Source organism: Brenneria roseae subsp. roseae, from assembly GCF_003115845.1.
Taxonomy (GTDB): domain Bacteria; phylum Pseudomonadota; class Gammaproteobacteria; order Enterobacterales; family Enterobacteriaceae; genus Brenneria; species Brenneria roseae.
In genome coordinates, this window is the sequence record NZ_KZ819028.1 from 29603 (window position 1) to 54335 (window position 24733).

Here is a 24733-nt window from a genome sequence, read left to right on the forward strand (position 1 = left end):
CGGAAGCAGGGAGGCTTACGCCTCCCTACCATATCAAGCCTGAACTTCACGCAAACGCTGTGCCGCCTGAACCATATTCGCCAGCGCCTGACGCGTTTCCGGCCAGCCACGGGTTTTCAGACCACAGTCCGGGTTAACCCACAGACGTTCGGCCGGGATGCGTTGCGCCGCTTTCAACAACAGCGCTTCTATCCATTCAACGCTGGGGACGTTCGGTGAGTGGATGTCATACACGCCCGGGCCGATCTCGTTTGGATATTCAAACTCTTCAAACGATTCCAGCAATTCCATATCGGAACGTGACGTCTCAATGGTAATCACATCCGCATCCAGCGCGGCGATGGAATCCATGATGTCATTGAATTCGCAATAACACATGTGAGTGTGAATCTGGGTATCATCCTGCGCGACCGCCGCACTCAGACGGAACGCATCCACCGCCCAGGTCAGATACGCACCCCAGTCGGAGCGATGCAATGGTAAACCTTCACGCAGCGCCGGTTCGTCAATCTGGATAATACCGATGCCGGCTTTTTCCAGATCCGCCACTTCATCCCGCAGCGCCAGCGCGATTTGTTTGGCGATAGTTTCACGGGTCACGTCTTCACGCGGGAAAGACCAGCACAGAATGGTCACCGGACCGGTCAACATGCCTTTCATCGGTTTGTCGGTCAGAGACTGCGCGTACTTCGCCCACTCAACGGTAATGGCTTCAGGACGGCTGACATCGCCAATAATAACCGGTGGTTTCACACAACGGGAACCGTAGCTCTGTACCCAGCCGTTCTGAGTAAAGATGAAACCATCCAGATGCTCGCCGAAATATTCCACCATGTCGTTACGCTCGGCTTCACCATGCACCAGTACGTCCAGCCCCAGACGTTCCTGCTCCGCCACCGCTTGCTTAATATGTTCGGAGATACCGGTACGATAGTTATTGCCATCCAGACGCCCCTGTTTAAAGTCCAGACGCAGGCCACGAATTTCCGTGGTTTGCGGGAAAGAACCAATGGTGGTGGTCGGCCATGCGGGCAAATTGAAGCGTTCACGCTGGGCTTTGGCACGCAGCGGATACGGCTGCTGGCGCTGGCTGTCCTGCGGGGTAATGGCCGCCAGACGCCGGGTAACCGCCGGATTGTTAACCCGAGCCGAAGTCCGGCGAGCGCGGATCGGCGCGCTGTACGCTTCCAGAGCCTGCGCGTCGCCGCTGTTGAGCGCCTGAGACAATAGAGACAGCTCTGAACATTTCTGGATAGCAAATGCAAACCAGCTTTTTACTTCATCATCAAGACGCGTTTCGACGCTTAAATCGATAGGACTGTGCAACAGTGAGCAGGCGCTGCCCAGCCACAGGGTACGCTTGCCAACCAGTGGTTGCAGGCTCTCAAACCAGCGACTCAGATCGGCACGCCAGACGTTACGTCCGTTGATTACCCCCAGAGACAGCAGCCAGTCGGCAGGTAATTGCGCATGCAACACGGCTGCATCATCTTTACCATGGACCAGGTCAACATGCAGCCCCTGAACCGGTAACGTCTTGATGGTATCCAGGTTCTGGCCAACGCTGTCGAAGTAGGTTGTCAGCAGCAGTTTTGTTTGTCCTTGCAGAGCGTCATAGGCGGGTTTGAACGCGGCCAGCCACTCCTGCGGCAGTTCAAGTACCAATGCCGGCTCATCAATCTGCACCCACTCAATGCCGCGTTTAGCCAGCTCAGCCAGCACTTGCTGATACACCGGCAGAATAGCTTGCAGCAGAGACAAACGATCGAACGGCTCCCCCTTCACTTTGCCCAGCCACAGATAGGTGACCGGCCCCAGCAGAACAGGTTTCACTTTATGGCCCAGCGCCAGCGCCTCATCAACTTCATCCAGCAACTGAGTCCAGGTCAGTTTAAACTGCTGCCCTGTGGTAAATTCAGGCACCATATAGTGGTAGTTGGTGTTAAACCACTTGGTCATCTCCGCGGCCGCAGCCGGTTCTCCCGTGGGCGCACGTCCACGGCCAATGCGAAACAGCGTATCCAGATCGACGGAACCATCAACATTCTGATGACGTGCCGGTACATTACCCAGCAACAGGCTGGTCGTCAGTACATGATCGTACCAGGCAAAATCACCCACCGGCACCAGATCAACGCCCGCATCCTTCTGTTGCTGCCAATGCCGCGCCCGCAGTTCGCGTCCAACCGTCAGCAACTCTTCCTGTGTGGCGTTGCCAGCCCAATAGCTTTCCTGTGCTTTTTTTAGCTCACGTCGTAATCCAACACGCGGAAAACCCAGTGTGTGATTCAAAATCGTCATCGTTAATACCCCATTTAGCCATCCAGATGTTTACACATCCATAATCCGCAGGTAGTGTATTAATAACAAGCGCAATTTATTCACTGTCACTGTGAAGGACCCTCATGATCGAATTTAAACACCTGCGAACACTGCAAGCTCTGCGCAACACGGGATCGTTAGCCGCCGCTGCCGCCGCCCTTCACCAGACCCAATCGGCGCTGTCTCACCAGTTCAGCGATCTGGAGCAACGTCTTGGATTCAGGTTATTTGTTCGTAAAAGTCAGCCGCTACGCTTTACGCCTCAGGGAGAGATTCTGTTGCAGCTGGCTGAGCAGGTGTTGCCGCAAATCCAACAGGCATTGCAGGCATGTCATGAACCGCACCAGACCACACTGCGTCTGGCAATCGAATGCCATAGCTGTATCCAGTGGCTGACCCCTGCGCTGGATGAGTTCCATCAAAACTGGCCGCAGGTGGTCATGGATTTCAAATCGGGCGTAACGTTCGATCCGCAGCCCGCATTACAACAGGGGGAACTTGATTTGGTCATGACCTCGGATATCATGCCCCGTAGTGGGTTGCACTACTCTCCCCTGTTTGATTTTGAAGTCAGGCTGGTACTGGCTCCCGATCATCCCCTTGTGACGAAAGAGAGAATCGAACCGGAAGATTTCAGTCTGGAAACGTTGATGATTTATCCGGTACAGCGCCAACGACTGGATGTCTGGCGTCATTTTCTGCAACCGGCAGGCGTCAGCCCGACCTTGAAAAGTGTGGATAACACGCTACTGCTGATTCAGATGGTGGCCGCCCGAATGGGGATCGCCGCGCTGCCGCACTGGGTGGTGGAGAGTTTCGAACGTCAGGGACTGGTCGTCACCAAAACATTAGGGGAAGGGCTCTGGAGCCGGCTGTACGCTGCCGTCAGAGACGGAGAACAGCGCCAGCCGGTGATTGAAGCGTTTATTCGCTCGGCGCGTCAGCACGCTTGTGACCATTTACCGTTTGTACGGGACGCTTCACGACCCAACGCCGGTGTACCCACAGTGAGGACATAATAATCATTGCGCCAATAATAAAACTCGGCCAGTGTACCGTTTCCTGCCAGATAGCCAGATTGACCAACAACCCCGCAGGAACATGGAAATTATTCATAATCCCCAATGTACCGGCATCAACCTGAGTCGCGCCGTAGTTCCACATGAAATAACCCAGCCCCGAGGCAACCACGCCCAGCCAGACCAGCACTCCCCATTGCAGGGAAGTGCTGGGTAGCTGGTTGGGATTGCCGAACAGCAGCCAGGCCACCACCGAAACGGCCAGCGCCCCCAAATAAAACCATGAAAACGCAGTATGTTGCGGCATAGGATGCACTTCCATCAGGCGCTTGTAACCAACCTGCCCGATAGCAAAAAAGATATTCGCCGCCTGTACCAGAATCAGACCCCAGACAAAATGGGGGCTAATCTCGTCATAGCGGATCACTGCCGCCCCCAGCACCGCCAATAGCGCGCTCAGGACATATCCCCAGCGCAGCCGCTCACGCCGTAATAGATCGTAAATTAACGTGACATACAATGGCGTCATGACCGTGAAAAGCAAGAATTCGGGCACGCTCAAATAGAGATAAGCTTGGAAAACAAATAGATACATGATCCCCAGTTGACATGCGCCGACCAGCAGATACAGAAACAAAACGCGCGGCGCATATCCGCGCCAGCGCAGGAACGGCAGGAAAACCAACGCCGCCAGCCCGATACGCATTAATACCGAAAAACAGCTGTCTACCTGACCAGCCAGATATTCGCCAATCAGACTGAATGAAAAGGCCCACAAAATGGTGGTGATAATGAGTAATGACACAATAAAATCCACTCAACAATGAAGTGGTCGTATTGTAATAGAGAACGGTGTATAAGTTTCAAGCAAATAAGTTTACATCTGAACAAATAATGAACGAACAAAAGCACGGAAGACTGACGGAAGGAGGGTTTGAATAATCAGCAGCGAATGATATTTAATCGCAGCCGCGCATCAAACACACAGGCAATACCAACGTAGTGACGAGGCTCATAAATGAGCCGCGTCCGTAACGTATTCAAAACGACAACGTGCTGTCCCGCCGCCCGGATTATTTAGGGTATCGCAATCGGCTGACAGAATACGCTTATTAAATTTGCCATCTAAACCAGGCAAAAAAAACGTTACCATTATTGTATGTACCAGGAATATACGTCGCCTGGAAAGAAAGCTTGTGGTAACTGATTGAGGCCAAAGGCAACAGAACCGGGATAGGGATATAATTCCAGTTATCCCGCATCGTCGCACCGGCAGTAAATCCCAACCCCAGTTGGAAATCCTGATCGCTGGTTGGCCGCCACCGTTTCTCAAAACCATAACCGCCAATCGGTTCCCATTTATTATGAGAGTCTTTGAAAGCCATAATATACAGTGAATGCCAGTCGCCATCCTCATCCAGACGTGACACACCATAGCCGGCCCCCCACGGACGTTCATTATATTCATCCGTTTTTTCTTTATCGTACGTCCAACGGTTATGCCAGGTAATCGCTGGAATATAGATATCGTGATTGGGCGACTCTGACCAGGTTTTAGAGATATTATTTTTACTTCTCTGCCACCAGCTTTCGTCATGTTTCGTCGCAGCAATATCCGTGCCCGCCGTGGCGCCGTCGTTAGACGAATAGCCAGTGGTATTATTGGTATTCACCACACTGTTATTATTATCCAGGCTAAGATTATTCTCCATTCCAGCTGCTTGAACCAGGAACGGCATGCCGGATAACGCGGCCAAATACAGGGTTACTAAAATACGTTTTAAATACATCATAAGACTCTCTGCAACGTAACAAACACCACCCATATCCTTCGGCTTTCAAATTACAGAAATGCTGGTCGTCGTTTTCACTCGAATAACTGACTGATGTAAACTCATCGGATTAATGAGAGATATCCTGTCACTCACCGAAGGCCAGCCGTTGGCTGGACAAATTCGTTTACCGCTTTCCTGTATCCTGAAATCTCTCGGATAAGAGATATAACAATAAGTTGAATGATATAACTCAAATCATTCTGTCTGCACAGATAAGTGCGACAATAAAAGTCAGCTATTATGTAGACATAAATGACAACAGGAGTTAAATAAATTTTAGTTTAGGAAAGTGTTTCAGAAATTTCCTACCTGAAATAACAAAAAACCATCTGATTTTCAGATGGTTTATAAATAAAAAACCGGAGTGAACCGATAGCGAACGGCCAAAAACTAAATACCGTCGCCATATTCAAAGCCGCGATTCACGCCATTAAAATACTGGTCCATATCCATCGAAGGTTTATCGGTTTCCGGACGTCCCACAATTCGGGCAGGCACGCCTGCTGCCGTCGTATGCGGCGGGACAGGCTGTAGCACCACCGAACCCGCGCCAATCTTGGCGCCGCGCCCCACCTCAATATTCCCCAAAATCTTGGCGCCGGCGCCGATCATGACACCTTCACGAATCTTAGGATGGCGATCGCCGCTGGTCTTGCCCGTCCCCCCGAGGGTAACGGACTGCAAGATGGAAACATCGTTCTCAACGACGGCGGTTTCCCCGATCACGATACCGGTCGCATGATCGAGCATGATCCCACAGCCAATCATGGCCGCCGGGTGAATATCGACGCCAAACGAGACTGAAATCTGATTCTGAAAATAGATCGCCAACGCTTTGCGATCCTGTGTCCACAGCCAGTGTCCGATACGATAGGCCTGTAATGCGTGAAATCCCTTCAGGTACAGCAACGGAGTAGAGTATTTGTCCACCGCCGGATCACGCAGGCAAACGGCCTGGATATCACGAGCGGCGGAAACGATCATTTGCGGATCGGCCTGGTACGCTTCTTCGGCAACCTCACGGATGGCAATCGCAGGCATAATCGGATTAGCCAGCTTGTTGGCCAGCATATAGCTCAGCGCGCTCCCCAGATTTTCATGTTTCAGCAGTGTGGCATGGAAAAAGCTGGCCAACATGGGTTCGCAATCCGCCAGACTGCGCGCTTCCGCCTTGATATTTTTCCAGACCAGTTCCAGCTCTTCTATCGACATTGCCTTACTCCCCGCAGTACCACACACCGCAATACAATTTATTATTATAAAAAACGAAAGATACTATCAGCTCCCCAAATCAGGAAGCCCAGTAGAAAACGAGATATTTTATAATCGGGTGCTTTCGTCTTTACGCGTGCGTCCCAACAAGCTTAACGCAGCTTCACGAGCATCTTTTCCACAATACAGAACTTGCCAAAGCTGTTCGGTAATCGGCATTTCAACACCATGACGTTGCGCTAACGCCAGCACTTCCTTGGTGTTACGGTATCCTTCCACAACCTGACCAATCTTATCCTGCGCATCCTGCACATCCATTCCCTGCCCCAGCATCATGCCGAACCGCCGGTTGCGGGATTGATTATCCGTACATGTCAGTACCAGATCGCCTAATCCGGCCATCCCCATAAAGGTGGAGGGGTCGGCGCCCAGTGCAACGCCCAGCCGGGTCATCTCAGCCAAACCACGGGTGATCAACGCCGTGCGGGCGTTGGCGCCAAAACCAATGCCGTCAGACATACCCGCGCCAATGGCAATCACGTTTTTCACCGCGCCGCCAAGCTGTACCCCGATAAAATCAGGGTTGCGGTATACCCGGAAGCTTTTACCACAGTGCAACAGACGCTGAAGATCGTCCGCAAAATCGCTGTCCGTCGATGCCAGAGCAATCGCCGTTGGCAACCCTGCCGCCAGTTCTTTCGCAAAAGTCGGGCCGGATACCACTGCGAGCGGAATTTGCTCACCTAATGCTTCGCGCGCCACATCCTGTAGCAAACGCCCGGTTTCCGCCTCCAGCCCCTTGGTTGCCCATACCATTCGCGCATCCGCACGCAGATGAGGCTGGATTTGACGCAGCACATCGCCAAAAACATGACTGGGCACCACCACCAGCACATTTCTGCTCGCAGCTAATGCCCGCGCCAGATCGGTTTCCAGTTCCAGCGTGTCGGGAAAAAGAACATCAGGCAGGAATGCCTGATTACAACGAGCGGCCTGTAACGCCTGAATGTGCTCGGGGCTGTGTCCCCAGAGCACAACGCGATGACCGTTGCGCGCCAGCGTAATGGCTAGCGCGGTGCCGTATGAACCGGCACCGACGACTGTCATGGAAGCGTCAGAGGCTTTCATCAGGCATCCTGCTGTGCTTCAGCGCCTTCACCGTCGGCCTGCTGCTGCAGATAGTTCATAAACAGCGCATCAAAGTTTACCGGCGCCAGATTCAACTGCGGGAACGTACCGCGGGAAACCAGGCTGGTAATGCACTCACGCGCATAAGGGAACAGGATGTTCGGACAATAAGCGCCCAGACAGTGCGCCAACTGAGTCCCTTCGATACCGCCAACGGTGAAAATCCCGCCCTGCTGAACTTCACACAGAAATGCCGTTTCTTCACCCAGAGAAGCCGTTACCGTTACGCGCAGTACAACTTCATAAATGTCTTCCGCCAGTTGGCTGGAGGCCGTATCCAGATCCAGTTTTACTTCCGGTTGCCATTCCTGCTGGAATACCTGAGGCGCATTCGGCGCTTCAAAAGAGATATCCTTGGTATAAATACGCTGGATTTGGAAAGACATTTCAGTGTTGTTTTGTTCAGACATGTTAAATAATACCTTTTGTTGGATTTACTTGACGTCTTCCATCGTCGCTGAAGGAACAGACGCCAGCACATTACATCATCTTATTCCCGTCACCTTTCGGTCACGGCGAATGGTTGATTTGCCCGATTTCCGCGAACCTTTTATTTTCCACGGACCAAAGGCAGATTTTCACCGCTCCAGCCCGCAAGGCCGTCTTTCAGCACGACTACACGCTCAAATCCGGCTTTCAGCAGATTGTCCGCCGCTTCGCGCGAAGACAGGCCATTGGCGCAGACCACGATAATCGGCTGAGATTTATGTTTTTCCAACTCGCCTACGCTGCCATTTTTAATGTCATTAGGTAACAGGTTAAATGCGTTGGCAATATGACCACGGCGGTAATCGTCACGATTACGAATATCGACAACCACGGCATCTTCTTTGTTGATCAGTTGGATCGCTTCGCCGCGAACCACATCCTTCACTTTAGACAGTTTACTCTTCACAGTAAGCACGATGACGGCAACCAGCAGGGCAACCCAGGCCACGCTCAATATAGGGTGCTTGCTAATGAATGGCATAATCTCTTGCATGGGGTGTAACGACTCCCGAATCAGTTAAGCGATAAAAATATAAGGTTCCTGAGTATACCTGCGTGATACGGCAATTACAGCCAGTAAGCCAAGATAGCGTACTGAATCTGCGGCGCGGTACAAAAAAATTTCCAGGAGAAATTTTTAACGTCGCGCCAGCGACGGCCCGTAAGGGTGGCAGCCAGGGATGGCGGCAACAAAAAATCACTGCGCAGATTATGTAATTCAACCATTCTATGCGTATACGTTCCCATTTATCTATTATTGATGCACCTGTTGCGCCAATTCCGTGTCACTCTTGTCACGTCTGGAAATAGAAATCCGGCAAGAGACAACTGGTAAGCCGCTGTTCATCGTGGAATAATCCATCGTTATGAGTAAAAAAGCGTTATCTGTTCAGTTAAGAGTGGCATGTAGCGCCCGTGGCTGTTCTTCTGCGTTACAAAAGCTGTTCACCCGATGCGCCAGCGCGCTTTGCGTCGGCGTTTTGCTGTTTTCCGGCTTCAGCCACGGCGCAGATAATCAACAACAGCTCAAAACGTTGCAACAGGATATCGCCGAGAAAGAAAAACGGGTTCAACTACAGCAAAAACAGCGCGGCGCCTTAGTCCAGCAGTTGAAAAAGCAAGAACAGTCCATCGCGCAATCAAGCCGCCAGTTGCATGAAACACGCAATACCCTGTCCACATTAGGTAAAGAACTGAGCGCACTGAACGCGTCCATCGCCAGATTACAGACGCAGCAGAACACACAGCAGAGTATTCTTTCCCGCCAGCTTGATACGGCATTCCGTCAGGGCCAGCATAGCGCGTTGCAGCTTATTCTGAGCGGCGAAGAGAGCCAGCGCAGTGAGCGTATTCTGGCCTATTTCGGCTACCTGAACGAAGCGCGTCAGAAATCCATTCAGGAATTACAGCAAACGCGTACCGAGCTGGCCAGTCAGAGAAAATTGCTGGAGCAAAAACAGGCGCAGCAAAAAACGCTGCTGAGCAATCAGCAACAGCAGCAACAGCAGTTGGAGCAAGCGCAGTCCGAACGCAAGAAAACCCTCTCGACGCTGGAAAGTTCGCTGGAAAAAGATCAACAGCAGCTAACGGAACTCCGCCAGAACGAAGCCCGCCTGCGCGATCAAATCGCCCGTGCAGAACGCGAAGCCAAAGCCAGAGCCGAACGGGAAGCCCGTGAAGCGGCCAAGGTGCGAGAAAAAGAAGAACAGGCCAAACGTAGCGGCGGCAGCTATAAACCGACAGAAAATGAACGCTCGCTTATGGCGCGCACCGGCGGCCTCGGTCGCCCATCGGCTCAGGCGTTCTGGCCGGTGCGCGGACGAATTGAACATCGTTTTGGCGAACCGCTGCAAGGCGAACTACGCTGGAAAGGGTTGGTGATCGCCGCACCGGAAGGGACTGAAGTCAAAGCCATTGCCGACGGCAACGTCCTGATGGCCGACTGGCTGCAAGGCTATGGTCTGGTCGTGGTCGTCCAGCATGGCAAAGGCGATATGAGTCTGTACGGCTATAACCAAAGCGCGCTGGTATCCGTTGGCGCACAGGTGAAAGCCGGTCAGCCTATTGCCCTGGTGGGAACCAGCGGCGGTCAAAGCCAGCCCGCGCTTTACTTTGAAATTCGCCGCCAGGGTCAGGCGGTTAATCCACAACCTTGGCTGGGAAGGTAGTCTTGTCTTATTTGAAACCAAAATATCTTTACGCGCTGGGTCTGCTGACGCTCACCCCTTTTGCACTTGCCGGGAAACTGTCCATTGTTATCGATGACTTCGGTTATCGCCCTCATAATGAAAATCAGATTCTGGCGATGCCGACAGCCATTTCGATCGCCGTTTTACCCAATGCGCCTTATGCCCGGGAAATGGCTATCAAGGCGCACCAGCAGGGACGTGAGGTTCTGATTCATCTTCCCATGGCCCCCATAAGCAAACAGCCACTGGAACGCGATACGCTGCGTCCGGATATGAGCAGCGAAGAGATCCAGCGTATTATCCGCCAGTCGGTCAACAATGTGCCTTACGCGGTAGGATTGAATAACCATATGGGCAGCGCAATGACCTCCAGCCTGTCAGGGATGCAGAAAGTGATGCAGTCTCTCAGCGCTTACCAGCTCTATTTTCTAGACAGCATGACGATCGGCAGCAGCAAAGCCAGCCAGGCGGCTGTCGGAACAGGCGTCAAAGTCATCAAACGAAAAGTGTTTCTGGATGACACGCAAAATGAAGCCGATATTCGCCAACAGTTCAACCGAGCCGTGCAGATAGCGAGACGCAGCGGCTCCGCTATCGCCATTGGTCACCCACATCCGTCCACCATCCGGGTGTTACAACAGATGCTGCCCACGCTGGAGCCGGATATCGTGTTGGTGCGTCCCAGCCAGTTGCTGAACGAACCGGCCCAACATTATGAGCCGCTGCCTCCGTCAAAGACGCCGAAACCGCTTAAACCACGTAACCCGTTCCGGGGAATACCGCAATGTCTGGCGAAACGGCCACCGGAGCCCGTGAAAAATGATGTCATCTTCAAGCTGGTCAGCAGCAGTATCCGCGAAAGCGCCGCCGTTACGTTCATCAAACGTCGTTGGCAAACCTGGGTTGCTCCGGCGGACACCGATGAGAAAAAACAGCCGTGACCTTCAGAGAGACCCTATCCCTTTTATCGCGTAAATCCGATAGGAGGGATAGGGAAAAGACGTCAGCTCTCATCCCAACTGAGGATAACTTTACCCGACTGGCCGGATCGCATGACATCGAATCCTTCTTGAAAGTCATCAATGGGAAAACGGTGAGTGACGATCGGTGAAAGATCCAGTCCAGACTGAATCAACGCCGACATTTTGTACCAGGTTTCAAACATTTCCCGCCCATAGATCCCCTTGATGAATAACCCTTTAAAAATCACCGCTCCCCAGTCAATCGACATGGGCTCCGGCGGAATGCCCAATATGGCAATCCGTCCGCCGTGATTCATGAACTGCAACATAGTGCGAAACGCCGGCGGTGCGCCCGACATTTCAAGCCCGACATCAAAGCCTTCGGACATTCGCCGCTCAATCATGACCTCCGCCAGATTTTCATGTGCCACGTTGACCGCCCGCGATACCCCCATTTTACGGGCCAACGCCAGACGGTACTCATTGACATCCGTAATCACCACATTGCGGGCACCCACGTGGCGGCACACCGCCGCCGCCATTATTCCGATGGGCCCGGCGCCGGTAATCAGCACATCCTCACCGACCAAATCAAACGACAAAGCGGTATGCACCGCATTCCCGAACGGATCAAAGATCGCCGCCAGTTCATCGGAAATATTGTCGGGAATATGGAAAGCGTTATCGGCGGGAATCACCAGATATTCGGCAAACGAACCGGGACGATTGACGCCGACGCCAATGGCATTGCGGCACAAATGGCGGCGGCCGGCCCGACAATTGCGACAGTATCCACAAGTAATATGGCCTTCACCGGATACGCGGTCACCAATTCTGAACCCGCTGACCTCCTGACCAATGGCCACGATTTCACCCACGTATTCATGCCCGACAACCATCGGGACAGGAATGGTTTTCTGCGACCATTCATCCCAGTTGTAGATATGCACATCCGTGCCACAGATGGCACTCTTGCGGATTTTGATCATGATGTCGTTATGACCCATCTCCGGCAGAGGCGCATCGGTCATCCAAATCCCTTTTTCCGCTCGTAACTTGGCCAGTGCTTTCATCATCACTCCCTCAGGCAATCACCCCCAGACGCCGCCCCACCCGGATAAAGGCATCGACAGCTTGCTGAACCTGCTGCGGCGTATGCGCGGCGGACATCTGGGTACGAATACGGGCCTGACCGCTGGGTACGACCGGATAAAAGAATCCCGTCACATAGACCCCTTCACGCTGCAACGCCCGGGCAAAATCCTGCGCCAGCTGAGCCTCGCCGAGCATAACGGGGATGATGGCATGGTCGGCGCCAGCCAGCGTGAATCCGGCCTTGCCCATCTGTTCGCGGAACCGACGGGCATTCGCCCACAGCCGCTGACGCAGCGCATCCCCTTGCGCCAATATCTCAAGCACCTTAAGCGAGGCGGTGACAATCGACGGAGCCAGAGAATTGGAAAAAAGATAAGGTCGCGAGCGCTGACGCAACCATTCAATCACTTCGCGTCGCCCGGCGGTATAACCACCGGAGGCGCCGCCCAACGCCTTGCCCAAGGTTCCGGTAATGATGTCGACGCGCCCCATCACGGCACAATACTCGTGCGTTCCTCTCCCCTGCGCACCAACGAAACCGACCGCATGCGAATCATCCACCATGACCAGCGCATCGTAGCGATCGGCCAGATCGCAGATCCCCTGTAAATCGGCGATCACGCCGTCCATCGAGAAGACGCCATCAGTGGCGATCATGATATGGCGCGCGCCTTCCGCTCTGGCCTGCTGAAGCTGGGCTTCCAACTGATTCATATCGTTGTTGGCATAGCGATAACGCCGGGCTTTGGAAAGCCGGATACCGTCGATGATCGAAGCATGATTCAACGCATCGGATACTATCGCGTCCTCCGGACCCATTAGCGTTTCGAACAAGCCGCCGTTGGCATCAAAGCAGGAGGAGTAAAGTATCGCGTCATCCATGCCCACAAAATCCGCCAGCGTTTGTTCCAGCTGCTTGTGAATATCCTGCGTACCACAAATGAAGCGGACCGACGCCATACCGAAGCCATGGCTGTCCAGTCCCGATTTCGCCGCCGCAATCACTTCCGGGTTATCAGCCAACCCAAGATAATTGTTGGCGCAGAAATTAAGCAGCTTATCGCTGTCCGCGACATCAATTTCAGCCTGCTGTGCGGAGGTAATAAGACGTTCTTCCTTGAAAAGCCCTTCCTTACGGGCAGACAGAGTCTGCGTGCTGAGTTGTTGATAAAATGCGGCGGGCATAAGCGATTTCTCCGGTGAAAAGGATGTCCATACCCAATAGATTTCGAGTTGCAGGAAGGCGGCAAGCGAAGGGTAAATTCGTCGGGAACGAATTTGTCCCGCCAACACACCTGCAACTTGAAAGATGAAGGGTATATACAAATTAATAAGCTAGCGGATATAGACAGGAATGAGCGGTAAAGAATCTGAAAATGTAATCTGCATCACGCCCTGCGTACATTGTCTGATACCAGTCACAGACGCAGAATTTGGGGATAAAGCAACACCGGGCTGCTTGCCGTAAAATGAAATGCTATTATAGCGGTTATAACAGCGTGAGGCGTGGTGCCTCACCGGCAAGATTAGCAAGGGTAGATCCCATGATTATCGTTACTGGCGGCGCCGGTTTCATCGGCAGCAATATCGTAAAAGCTCTGAATGACATTGGCTATCGGGACATTTTGGTGGTCGATAACCTGAAAGACGGGACGAAATTCGTCAACCTGGTGGATCTGGACATCACCGATTACATGGATAAAGAAGATTTCATTGCCAGTATCGTTGCCGGCGACGATCTGGGTGATATCGATGCCGTGTTCCATGAAGGCGCCTGCTCATCCACCACCGAGTGGGACGGCAAATATATGATGGACAATAACTATCAATATTCCAAAGACGTCCTGCACTATTGCCTCGATCGCAGCATTCCTTTCCTGTACGCCTCTTCCGCCGCCACTTATGGCGGCCGTAACGATAACTTCATCGAAGCGCGTCAGTACGAGCAGCCGCTGAACGTCTATGGCTACTCCAAGTTCCTGTTCGATCAATACGTACGCGAAATTCTGCCGCATGCAGAATCACAAATCTGCGGCTTCCGTTACTTCAACGTCTATGGCCCGCGCGAAGGCCATAAAGGCAGCATGGCGAGCGTCGCATTTCACCTGAATAACCAGATTAATCAGGGGGAAAACCCCAAACTGTTCTCCGGCAGTGAAAACTTTAAACGCGATTTCATTTATGTCGGTGATGTCGCCGCGGTCAATCTGTGGTTCTGGCAAAACGGCGCCTCCGGTATTTTCAACTGCGGCACCGGCCGTGCGGAATCGTTCCAGGCCGTAGCCGATGCGACGCTGGCCTTCCATAAAAAAGGCAGCGTGGAATACATCGAATTCCCGGAAAAGCTGAAAGGACGCTATCAGGCCTATACTCAGGCTGACCTGACCAATCTTCGCGCAGCAGGCTACGACAAGCCGTTTAAAACCGTTGCCGAAGGTGTTGCAGAATACATGGCCTGGTTGAATCGTACCGTTTAATCGGACAAGGAACGGATCAACGGTATGAAAACACTATCATGAAAATCGTGGTCATCGGCCCTTCATGGGTAGGCGATATGATGATGTCGCACAGTCTCTATCGCACGCTGAAGGCTGAACATCCGGAAGCGGTCATTGACGTGATGGCGCCGGCCTGGTGCCGTCCGCTGCTGGCCCGTATGCCGGAAGTCAATCAGGCGCTGGCCATGCCGCTGGGACATGGCGCGCTGGCGTTAGGCGAACGCCGCCGCCTCGGTCTCTCACTGCGTGACGCCCATTACGATCGCGCTTACGTGTTGCCCAACTCGTTTAAATCCGCGCTGGTGCCTTTTTTCGCCAATATCCCACAACGCACCGGGTGGCGCGGAGAAATGCGCTATGGCCTGCTGAACGATCTTCGGGTACTGGATAAAACCGCCTTCCCGTTGATGGTGCAGCGTTATGTTGCACTGGCTTACGATCGCCACCGTATTCGTCGCGCGCAGGATCTGCCGCAACCCTTATTGTGGCCGCAGCTACAGGTGAGTCAGGCAGAAATCACCGACATGAAGTTGACCTTCAACCTATCTGACGGGCGTCCGCTGATTGGCTTTTGTCCCGGAGCAGAATTCGGTCCGGCCAAACGCTGGCCGCATTATCATTATGCCGCGCTGGCACAATCGCTGATTGAAAGAGGCTATCAGGTTGCCTTATTCGGTTCGGCCAAGGATCGCCTGGCTGGTGATGATATTCTTCAGGCGTTGACGGAAAACGCGCGACAATATTGCGCGAATCTGGCAGGGCAAACCTCGCTGGAGCAGGCGGTCGTGCTCATCGCGGCCTGCGGCGCCGTCGTCAGTAATGATTCCGGGTTGATGCACGTCGCTGCGGCACTTAATCGTCCGTTAGTTGCCCTTTACGGACCAAGCAGCCCGGACTTTACCCCTCCCTTGTCGAATCAGGCGGAAGTCATTCGTTTGATTACCGGCTACCACCGCGTGCGTAAGGGAGATGCGGAGCAGGGCTACCATCAAAGTTTGATCGACATTCAGCCCGAACGTGTTCTCACGGCGCTGGAAAAATACCTGACGACGCCGGGAGAAAACGCATGAGGGTGTTGATCATCAAAACCTCTTCCATGGGCGACGTACTTCACACATTACCTGCTCTGACGGATGCCATGCACACCATACCCGGCATTCAGTTCGATTGGGTTGTGGAAGAAGGATTTGCACAAATCCCAGGCTGGCATCCAGCAGTGTCGCGCGTCATCCCGGTGGCTATCCGCCGTTGGAGAAAAAGCTGGTTCAGCCGGCAAACACGTCAGGAACGTGCGCATTTCAAGCAGCAACTGCGTGAATATCACTATGATGCGGTGATTGACGCTCAGGGACTGATTAAAAGCGCGGCGTTGGTGACGCGACTCGCTCGCGGGAAAAAACACGGTCAGGATTGTAAAAGTGCCCGTGAGCCGCTGGCGAGCTGGTTCTATAACTATCGTCACAGCATCAGCCGCCAACAACATGCGGTCGAACGCGTTCGAGAACTCTTCGCTGCCAGCCTGCACTACAGGAAACCGGCTGAACGCGGTGATTATGCGATTGCCGCCCGCTTTCTTTCCCGGTTACCCGCGGATGCCAATCAATATCTGGTTTTTCTCCACGCCACGACCCGGGATGAAAAACACTGGCCGGAATCTCACTGGCATGAACTGATTGCTCTGCTGCAACCCAGCGGACTCAAGATCAAGCTTCCCTGGGGCACCGAGCATGAACATCAGCGGGCCGAGCGTCTGGCGGAAGGTTTTCCCCACGTCGAGGTATTACCGCGTTTAACGCTACAGCAGGTCGCGGAGGTGCTGGCTGGCGCAAAAGCCGTCGTTTCCGTCGATACGGGGCTGAGCCACTTAACTGCCGCGCTGGACCGCCCCAATATCACCCTGTATGGCCCCACCGATCCGGGATTAATTGGCGGCTATGGGTTAAATCAGGCGGTGGAACTGTCTGAAAATCGGCAAATGGCTGCGATTACCGCCGGGGAAGTCCGTCGGAAATTGGATCAAATGATAGAATTAACGGCATCAGGCGAGTAATCCTGCTCTCCCACTATTTGAATAAACGCATGATCAATGAATTAAGATACGATCTGGAAAAACCTTCCGGCATAAGTACGCTCGCATTTTATGCCATCTTCCCCGGCTGTTTACTGACGTTAGGTGTTATGCCATTTAGTACCATTATTGCCGGGTGGATTTTTTATTTAACCGGATCGCTATCGGTTTTTTACGTGATGACGCACCTGAAAACCATCATGACGGCAAAACGACTACTGGCAATCCCACTGTGTCTGCTGGTTCTTGGCCTGAGCAATCTTATCTGGTATCACCAATACTATCTGCCTGACAACCTCTTCCCTGACGTCTACAACGCTTATCAGACTTCTGCCCATGCCTGTATTCTGGGGGCTTTCATCTTGCTGACGACGCTGCATATCACTCAGGAAAGGCAAAAATTTCTGCTTCCCTGCATTATGGCGGTGTGCGCCCTGATGCTGGGCTATGCCTTTTATCAGTCCTTATTTGGCGGTATGCGTCGTGTGGGGCTGGTATTTGGCCCGGCAACCAGCGCCGCCTATTTCATGACGTTCGTTGGCGCACTCAGCGCACAGGCGTTGCTCAGGCTCAGCTCACGCTATAAATATTATCTCTATCTGGCGCACTTCTTACTGGTCACCATTGCGATCATTTTGACAGAAACGCGAGCGGCCATTTTCGTCTATCCGATTGTCGGCGCCATGATCCTGTTATCAGAAGTCCGGCATGATAAGCGCCTGCTCGTCAAAGCGTTCCTGGGCTCCGTCATGACGATCCTGCTGTGTTCGGTGCTCTTTCACGACACAATCCACAAACGAACCAACGATCTGCTGAACGATATACGCAGCTACAGCATGAATAACAGCAGGACATCGGTTGGGGCGCGTATCGCCATGTACCAATCGGGCATTGAAGCGGGAGAAGAGGCCCTGCTTGGACAATCCGCCGAGCAGCGTTCAGTACGAATTACCGCGCTGGCGGAGCAAAACCCCGGCTTAAGCGGCGCGTTGGCATTCCTGAACGTCCATCTTCACAACGAAGTGATTGACGCATTTTCACTCAAAGGATTACCGGGAGCCCTGCTCCTGGTGGCGTTATATGCGGCGCTGCTCTATTTCTCGTTTTTCATTCTACGCAGTCATCTATCGGTCGCGCTCCTTTTTGCCCTGATGATGTATGGGCTCAGCGACGTCATTCTGTATTCACGAGATATGCTCATGGCCTGGCTCATGGCATTCTGTCTCGGCACAACATTAACCGGCAGATGGTTGAAGCGGTAACGGTAATATACGCCAGCGTCTTAATCATCAGATGACGGATATACTCTTAATTATCGCTGTGAGAGCATAGCGGGTTTTAGTACCATAGCGGTATGAAATGGCACACCGCATACCGTGTGCGAATAGCCTTGTTATATTATAGATAACAGAATACGACCCGCAGTCCATTGGTAGCTGTTGAGCCAAGGGCGGTAGCGTTCTGTCATTTAAAGAAAGAAGGAAAGCGAGTGAGTCAAAAAGCCCTTCCCTATCATCGGATTTTGGTCGTGAAACTGCGCTTTCACGGCGATATGCTTCTTACCACGCCGCTCATCAGCACATTAAAATCCCATTATCCCGATGCGAAGATCGATGTCCTGCTGTATGAAGACACTCGCCCCATTCTGTCGAAAAATCCGGATATTCATTGTCTCTACGGCCTGCAAAGAAAAACGGCCACCGGATTGGAAAAAATCAAAGATTTCCTTTCGATACGGAAAATCCTTAAGCAGAATCATTACGATCTGATCATCAACCTGGCCGACCAGTGGCCCGTGGCGCTGTTAATCAAATCACTGGGCAGTAAAAGTATTGCTATAGACCGTGGCGATCACCATAAAGGAAGGTGGTGGCGTTCGTTGTTCAGTGAATGTGTACGCCCACAGGGCGTACACATTATCGAACAAAACCGTTCGATGCTCTCGCCGCTAGGCCTGCCTGCAACGCAACAAAAAGACCGCATGTCGCTTTATTACGGCCAGGAAGATGCAGAACACATTTTCGCTTCACATCCCCATCTTCTGGAACAGCCATATGTCGTGATTCAGCCTACGGCCAGACAACTTTTCAAATGCTGGGATAACGACAAGTTTTCCCATGTTGTTGATCATCTGAAGCAAAAGGGATTAGAAGTCGTACTGACCTGTGGCCCCTCACAGGACGATCTCAACATTGTTCACGACATTCATGCCCAGTGCGAATACAAACCGGATATCACTTTCGCAGGCAAAACCCGCTTTTTAGAACTGGCCGCGTTAATCGACAAAGCGGTGCTTTATATTGGTGTCGATTCAGCCCCGATGCACATGGCCGCCGCGCTGAACACGCCTGCCGTATGCCTGTTTGGCCCTACAGACCATAAGAAATGGCGGCCTTGGTCTGATAACAGTATCGTGATCTGGGCGGGGGACTATCAGGCAATGCCGGAGAGACGGCATCTCGATAGAAACCAGAAATATCTCTCCTGTATTCCCGCTCAGGATGTGATTCAGGCAGCGGAGACCCTGCTTGTTGACCACGACAGCCGCCCGCCGCTCTCTGACGGGAAATAAGGAACCGCCGATGAACATTGCCCTTTGCCTGTATAAATACTTTCCCTTTGGCGGACTACAGCGCGACTTTTTCAGTATTGCCCAAGCCTGTGTAAAGCTGGGGCATCATGTCCGCGTTTATGTGTTGTCATGGCAAGGCGAAAAGCCGGATAACCTTGAGATTATTCTCGTACCTGTATCCGGCATAAGTAATCATCTCCGTAACCAACGTTATGCCGCATGGGTTCAACGCCACCTTCAACAACATCCTGTCGATCGCGTCGTCGGCTTTAATAAAATGCCGGGACTGGATTTCTACTATGCGGCCGATGTTTGCTACGCAGAGAAAGTCGAGCAGGAAAAAGGATTTTTTTACCGCCTGACGCCTCGCTACAAGCACTATGCCGCCTTTGAGAACGCGGTATTCGAGCGCCGCAGTCATACCAGAATGCTGATGCTGACGCAGCGCCAGATTGCGGATTTCAAGAAACATTACGGCACACAAGACGAACGCTTTTTCATCCTGCCCCCGGGCATCGACCTCAACAGAAAATACGATCGTCAGGCACCCGGGGTCCGACAGACATTCCGTCATGCGCAAGGCATTGACGAAAACGCCATCGTCCTGCTTCAGGTTGGCTCTGATTTTAAACGCAAAGGCGTTGAGCGCAGCATTCGGGCCATCGCCAGCCTGCCAGATGCGCTGCGCCAGAAGCTGGTTTTTCTGGTTGTCGGGCAGGATAAACCCGAACGTTACCAGTCACTGGCCAGCCAGTCGGGCGTAGTGGAAAATATACGCTTTTTCTCGGGACGAGATGACATTCCGGACTTCATGGCCGCCGCCGATCTACTGATACATCCGGCCTATCAGGAAGCCGCTGGTATTGTGCTGCTTGAAGCGATGACCGCCGGATTACCGGTCATGGTCACCGATGTGTGTGGTTATGCCTTCTATATCGACAAGGCGCAGGCAGGGTGCGTAATCCCCTCTCCGTACCATCAGGCGTTGTTGAATACGGCCTTGCTAGACGCCCTGAGTCAACCGGACACGTTACCGCGCTGGTCGGAAAACGCCCGACATTTCGCCGATACCGAAGATTTATACAGCCTGCCAGAGAAAGCAGCGATGCTGATTTCCAGCGATGATGAGTGAAGAAACAGCATGATTGAACTAAAAGAGCCTTTTGCGTCGCTATGGAAAGATCGCGATCCATTTGAAGAAGTCAAAAAACTGGATGGTGACGTTTTCCGGGCGCTGGAAAGCCGTAAAACGCTGCGTTTCACGCTGGCCGGACGTTCCTGGTTCATCAAAATACATCGTGGCACCGCATTGAAAGAAGCGCTGAAAAACTTGCTTTCACTGCGCCTTCCCGTACTAGGCGCCGATCGTGAATGGTATGCCATTCACCGCCTGCAATCCCTCGGCGTAGACACCATGACCGGAGCCGGGTTTGGGCAACGTGGGCTGAACCCATTGCAGCGCGAGTCGTTCATTATTACCGAAGATCTGAGCCCGACGATTAGTCTGGAAGATTATTGCGCCACCTGGCTGGAAAAACCGCCATCGGTGAAAGAGAAACGGCGCCTTATTCAACGGGTCGCGGAAATGGTCAGAAAGATGCACGCCGGCGGGGTGAACCACCGGGACTGTTATATTTGCCACTTCCTGCTTCATCTTCCTTACCAGCCCACGGATACCCAGTTGAAAATTTCGGTGATTGATTTACATCGGGCACAAATCCGCAGCAAAGTTCCACTGCGCTGGCGTAATAAAGATCTGATCGGTCTCTATTTTTCATCGCTGAATATCGGTTTAACGAGAAGCGATCTGCTTTGGTTCTTAACGATCTACTTTGATCATCAATCACTACGTACCACCTTGCAACAAGAACAACCGCTGTTCCATAAGGCTCGCATTAAAGCAGAGAAAATACGCGAGAGAACGACACGCAAGGCATTGTAACCGTCCTAACACTTTATAAATTTAAAGAATTTTATTTAACATTAAAGATATCGGTAATATCAATGTATTTTAATAAAGAGATGGTGATCGAAAAAGTATTCAAATTTTCTTTCTCTAAAGAGAGGGAAGATCTGAATATCGCATTTGGCACAGATAAAAACTTTCTTTATGGTTGTGCTATCTCAATTGCATCAATATTATTGTACAACAAAGATAAAAAGCTATCTTTTCATATTTTCACAGATCTTATCGATGAAGAAAACAAAGAAAAATTCCGCGAATTAGCAAAGTTATATAATGCCGATATCAGTATCTATATCGTTAATTGTGAATGGTTGAAAAACTTACCAAGTAATAAAAATTGGAGCTATGCAATATACTTCAGATTTATTGCTTCAGATTACTTATTAGATAAACTTGATAAGTTTCTTTATCTTGATTCCGATATCATATGCAAAGGTGATATTCAGGAAATAATCGCTCTTGATATTAATAATGTTGTTGCAGCCGTCATCACTGATCGCGATGTTTCTTGGTGGGAGAAAAGGGCTGAAACCTTAGGGGTATCTAGTATCAAAAAGGGTTATTTTAACTCAGGGGTACTTCTCATCAATCTGAAGAATTGGGATGATGAATCTGTTACTGAAAAAACAATGGAAATGTTAAAAGATGATAATATCAAAAACAGAATCACCTACCCTGATCAAGATATATTAAATATGCTTTTGTCAGATCGCGTTATATTTCTTGATAAAAAATATAATACGCAGTTTAGCCTCAACTACGAGTTGAAGTGCAAAACCGGTGAAACCTATCCCCATCCTATAAACGACAATACTATCTTCATTCATTACATAGGGCCGACCAAGCCGTGGCATGAATGGGCCGAGTATCCTAGTTCAAGCTATTTTTATATCGCCAGAAATAACTCGCCATGGAAAGATGTTCCTTTGGAAGAGGCAACATCAGCAAATCAACTTAGATATTGTGCAAAACATCAGTTTCATAAAAACAAAATAATCAACGGCATTATAAATTATATTAAATATTTTTTAAAGAAAACAAAAAACAATATATAATATACTACGTACAGGTATTATAATGAAATTAACTGAAAAATTACTAATCGAATTTTACAAGTTACTATATAAATCAACCCATACTAAAAAATACCATCACAATAGAAAACGATGGCCATATATAAAAATAAAAAGGAACAGCAGTCATGAAATAACTCATTTGCTCTATAAAAAACAAATCGTTCCTTTAATCAATCCTGAAAATATTAAAAATAAATATACCGGTTCGATTTTATTAACTGCAACAGGGCCATCAGTTAATCATATAAAATTTAATACTCCCCCACCCATTCCGGCAATGGGTGTAAATGGCTCATATTTTCTTAAATCATATGTGGATTTTTCATTCTATGTTGTTACAGATATTCATTTCCCCGAGCATCAACCGGACATAATAAAAAAAGTAGTCTTTGACTCTAATATTATTTTTTTCACTACTATAGATATTATTATGAAAATCTTAGAGAGATTCTCTATTAAAGAAATAAAATGTTCTTTTATTATAATAGAGGATTTAGGTGATAGAGTATATGAAAAAATAAAAAAACCATCTGAAATAATCTCGCTATACAAAAAAGAAAATCATTTTCATTATGACAAAAAAAACGAAATTGGATTTGTTTCAGACATAAAGGATGGAATATTTCCAGGGAAAACAGTAATATACTGGGCCTTACAAATAATCTCTCATTTGGGTTTCGATACTATTTATATAATTGGCATGGATATGAATAATTTCAACAAACCAAGATTTTATGAAACAGAAAAAGACAAGATTCATACTCAATTAGATCAAGACATGGTATCAATTATCTCTTCCCTTGAACATGCTAGCCACGTATTAAAAAATAAATTAAATATTAATGTAATTAATTTATCAAAAAATAGCTCCGTATCAGAGGATATTTTTTATAAATCAGAATACAAAAACCATTTCGATTAAAACATATTTATCCACTAAGGTAAAAGTAATGATTTATTTTGTTGATTGGTGTGATGACTACGAACGTAGGATGATATCTTATCTAAAGAAAATGGAACATATTGGAGAAATTAGTTGCATATCAAAACGATTCAACTCAATTAATAAAAGACTTATACGATATAATATAAAAAATGATTGGTTTGTTAAATGCTACATTCGATTCGTTTACAATAAAATAACCCCCGAGGACATATTTATTTGTAAAGAGTCACTCTTTTTTAAATATATAGAAATAATAAAAAACATCAACTGTAAGAAAATACTTTTACTTAGAAGTAGCTTAACAGAAAGCAGAGATGTGGAACTTGATGTTGTTAAAAAAGTTTTCGATAGTGCCTATAGTTTTGATAAAAAGGATTGTCAGCAAACAGAATTAAACTATCTTAACCAGTTCTTTCCCTTTGGTTTTAAAGAAATAGATAAAATAACAGAGAACGTAAAATGCACTCCTAAGAGTTGTTTCTTTCTTGGGAAAGACAAAGAACGAATTGACATCATAGAAAACCTTGCTACCATTTTAAAAAAACACTCATGTGTCATAAGCTTTTATGTTGTTAGAGATAGAACATCATTGAAAAATTCGGAATATTATATCGACAAGAACTTAAGCTATGAAGAAAATATAGAGAATGCATTACACTCAGAAATATTAATAGAAATAAACAGAGAGGGCCAGTCAGGACTAACGTTGCGCGCTTTAGAAGCTATTTTTTTTAATAAAAAGCTGATTACCAACAACCAAGATATAGTACAGTATGATTTCTACTCACCAGAACAGATTTTTATTCTTGGTAAAGATTCTTTTGATGACATAGGAAAATTTTTAGATACGGAATTCACTCCGGTTAGGAAAGACATATTGTACCAATATAGCCCCGATGCGATGCTAGAAACAATTATTAGAAATCTTTCTCTTCTGAAAAATCCATAACATTATTTCTTTTAACACTACAAAATCATTACAATTCACCCAGAACATAAAAATTCATGATACAGCCACTATGTAGCCTCTTGCTCTGCCTCATCCATTTGCCGATAGGCTTTCATCGCCACAAAATCCCAGCCTACTATCTACTATAGTAGAAACTGGCTCCCGGTAGATGACCTTTCATCAAAAAACACTAATGGCGATATGCGCTCTACACGACCAAATAAACTGATGTTACCGTTCTCTCACCCACAGACGAGAAAATCTTGGATTACCCCCTTATGCCACTATCCTGCAGTTACAAAGTCAGTAATGAAATAATCACAATCAGCATGATTCCGACCATCACC

The 24733-nt window shown here is 49.7% G+C and carries 22 protein-coding genes; 13 read left to right on the forward strand and 9 right to left on the reverse strand.

The window, feature by feature from the left end; genetic code table 11:
* Nucleotides 1–33: 33 nt before the first annotated feature.
* The gene (gene metE / locus DDT52_RS10730; protein WP_136156346.1) at nucleotides 34–2301 is read right to left on the reverse strand and encodes a 5-methyltetrahydropteroyltriglutamate--homocysteine S-methyltransferase; all 2268 of its coding nucleotides are present in this window, start codon (nucleotides 2299–2301) and stop codon (nucleotides 34–36) included.
* 104 nt (nucleotides 2302–2405) lie between these two features.
* On the opposite strand from metE, the gene metR reads away from it, so the two are divergent.
* Complete coding sequence (gene metR, locus DDT52_RS10735; RefSeq protein ID WP_136156347.1) at nucleotides 2406–3341, forward strand: HTH-type transcriptional regulator MetR; 936 nt, start codon at nucleotides 2406–2408, stop codon at nucleotides 3339–3341.
* Here the strand turns inward: metR and DDT52_RS10740 are convergent.
* The 6 genes from DDT52_RS10740 to DDT52_RS10765 form a co-directional block, all read right to left on the reverse strand.
* The gene (locus tag DDT52_RS10740) at nucleotides 3247–4146 is read right to left on the reverse strand and encodes a carboxylate/amino acid/amine transporter (protein ID WP_136156348.1); all 900 of its coding nucleotides are present in this window, start codon (nucleotides 4144–4146) and stop codon (nucleotides 3247–3249) included. The two genes, metR and DDT52_RS10740, sit on opposite strands and share 95 nt — an antisense overlap.
* Before the next feature lie 307 nt (nucleotides 4147–4453).
* Nucleotides 4454–5053: a lipid IV(A) palmitoyltransferase PagP gene (pagP, locus tag DDT52_RS10745; RefSeq protein WP_425591546.1), complete on the reverse strand. Its 600-nt coding sequence runs from the start codon at nucleotides 5051–5053 to the stop codon at nucleotides 4454–4456.
* 513 nt (nucleotides 5054–5566) lie between these two features.
* Nucleotides 5567–6388 (reverse strand): serine O-acetyltransferase, encoded by an 822-nt coding sequence (cysE, locus tag DDT52_RS10750; RefSeq protein WP_136156349.1) that lies wholly within the window; start codon nucleotides 6386–6388, stop codon nucleotides 5567–5569.
* A gap of 108 nt (nucleotides 6389–6496) precedes the next feature.
* Nucleotides 6497–7516 carry an NAD(P)H-dependent glycerol-3-phosphate dehydrogenase gene (gpsA, locus tag DDT52_RS10755; protein WP_136156350.1) on the reverse strand — a complete coding sequence of 340 codons (1020 nt, stop codon included), beginning with the start codon at nucleotides 7514–7516 and terminating at the stop codon, nucleotides 6497–6499.
* Nucleotides 7516–7986 carry a protein-export chaperone SecB gene (gene secB / locus DDT52_RS10760; protein WP_136156351.1) on the reverse strand — a complete coding sequence of 157 codons (471 nt, stop codon included), beginning with the start codon at nucleotides 7984–7986 and terminating at the stop codon, nucleotides 7516–7518. The genes gpsA and secB overlap by 1 nt, the downstream gene beginning before the upstream one ends.
* Before the next feature lie 140 nt (nucleotides 7987–8126).
* Complete coding sequence (locus tag DDT52_RS10765) at nucleotides 8127–8558, reverse strand: rhodanese-like domain-containing protein (protein ID WP_136156352.1); 432 nt, start codon at nucleotides 8556–8558, stop codon at nucleotides 8127–8129.
* Nucleotides 8559–8931: 373 nt separating this feature from the next.
* On the opposite strand from DDT52_RS10765, the gene envC reads away from it, so the two are divergent.
* Nucleotides 8932–10233, forward strand: coding sequence for a murein hydrolase activator EnvC (gene envC / locus DDT52_RS10770; protein ID WP_136156353.1), 1302 nt, complete (start codon nucleotides 8932–8934; stop codon nucleotides 10231–10233).
* A gap of 2 nt (nucleotides 10234–10235) precedes the next feature.
* Nucleotides 10236–11195: a divergent polysaccharide deacetylase family protein gene (locus DDT52_RS10775; RefSeq protein ID WP_136156354.1), complete on the forward strand. Its 960-nt coding sequence runs from the start codon at nucleotides 10236–10238 to the stop codon at nucleotides 11193–11195.
* 62 nt (nucleotides 11196–11257) lie between these two features.
* On the opposite strand, the gene tdh is transcribed toward DDT52_RS10775, so the two are convergent.
* Together tdh and DDT52_RS10785 are read right to left on the reverse strand one after the other, a co-directional pair.
* Nucleotides 11258–12289: an L-threonine 3-dehydrogenase gene (gene tdh, locus DDT52_RS10780; protein WP_136156547.1), complete on the reverse strand. Its 1032-nt coding sequence runs from the start codon at nucleotides 12287–12289 to the stop codon at nucleotides 11258–11260.
* A 10-nt stretch (nucleotides 12290–12299) separates the two neighbouring features.
* Nucleotides 12300–13496, reverse strand: coding sequence for a glycine C-acetyltransferase (locus tag DDT52_RS10785; RefSeq protein WP_136156355.1), 1197 nt, complete (start codon nucleotides 13494–13496; stop codon nucleotides 12300–12302).
* A 359-nt stretch (nucleotides 13497–13855) separates the two neighbouring features.
* On the opposite strand from DDT52_RS10785, the gene rfaD reads away from it, so the two are divergent.
* The 10 genes from rfaD to DDT52_RS10835 all read left to right on the forward strand — a co-directional run bounded on the left by rfaD (nucleotide 13856) and on the right by DDT52_RS10835 (nucleotide 24386).
* The gene (gene rfaD / locus DDT52_RS10790; protein ID WP_136156356.1) at nucleotides 13856–14788 is read left to right on the forward strand and encodes an ADP-glyceromanno-heptose 6-epimerase; all 933 of its coding nucleotides are present in this window, start codon (nucleotides 13856–13858) and stop codon (nucleotides 14786–14788) included.
* A gap of 38 nt (nucleotides 14789–14826) precedes the next feature.
* Complete coding sequence (gene rfaF / locus DDT52_RS10795; RefSeq protein ID WP_136156357.1) at nucleotides 14827–15879, forward strand: ADP-heptose--LPS heptosyltransferase RfaF; 1053 nt, start codon at nucleotides 14827–14829, stop codon at nucleotides 15877–15879.
* The gene (gene rfaC / locus DDT52_RS10800) at nucleotides 15876–16859 is read left to right on the forward strand and encodes a lipopolysaccharide heptosyltransferase RfaC (RefSeq protein ID WP_136156358.1); all 984 of its coding nucleotides are present in this window, start codon (nucleotides 15876–15878) and stop codon (nucleotides 16857–16859) included. The genes rfaF and rfaC overlap by 4 nt, the downstream gene beginning before the upstream one ends.
* A 29-nt stretch (nucleotides 16860–16888) precedes the next feature.
* Nucleotides 16889–18139: an O-antigen ligase family protein gene (locus tag DDT52_RS10805; RefSeq protein WP_136156359.1), complete on the forward strand. Its 1251-nt coding sequence runs from the start codon at nucleotides 16889–16891 to the stop codon at nucleotides 18137–18139.
* Nucleotides 18140–18366: 227 nt separating this feature from the next.
* Entirely contained in the window at nucleotides 18367–19449 is a 1083-nt protein-coding gene (gene rfaQ / locus DDT52_RS10810; protein WP_136156360.1) for a lipopolysaccharide core heptosyltransferase RfaQ, read from the forward strand.
* Between the two features lie 10 nt (nucleotides 19450–19459).
* The gene (locus tag DDT52_RS10815) at nucleotides 19460–20581 is read left to right on the forward strand and encodes a glycosyltransferase family 4 protein (protein ID WP_136156361.1); all 1122 of its coding nucleotides are present in this window, start codon (nucleotides 19460–19462) and stop codon (nucleotides 20579–20581) included.
* A gap of 9 nt (nucleotides 20582–20590) precedes the next feature.
* A complete protein-coding gene (gene rfaP, locus DDT52_RS10820) occupies nucleotides 20591–21391 on the forward strand; it encodes a lipopolysaccharide core heptose(I) kinase RfaP (protein WP_136156362.1) in 801 nt (266 codons plus the stop codon).
* 62 nt (nucleotides 21392–21453) lie between these two features.
* Nucleotides 21454–22470 (forward strand): lipopolysaccharide 3-alpha-galactosyltransferase, encoded by a 1017-nt coding sequence (waaO, locus tag DDT52_RS10825; RefSeq protein ID WP_136156363.1) that lies wholly within the window; start codon nucleotides 21454–21456, stop codon nucleotides 22468–22470.
* Nucleotides 22471–22492: 22 nt separating this feature from the next.
* Nucleotides 22493–23413, forward strand: a complete 921-nt coding sequence (locus DDT52_RS10830; RefSeq protein WP_136156364.1) for a sugar glycosyltransferase — start codon at nucleotides 22493–22495, stop codon at nucleotides 23411–23413.
* Between the two features lie 28 nt (nucleotides 23414–23441).
* Nucleotides 23442–24386, forward strand: a complete 945-nt coding sequence (locus DDT52_RS10835) for a WaaS/CpsH family glycosyltransferase (RefSeq protein WP_486599210.1) — start codon at nucleotides 23442–23444, stop codon at nucleotides 24384–24386.
* Nucleotides 24387–24733 lie beyond the last annotated feature (347 nt).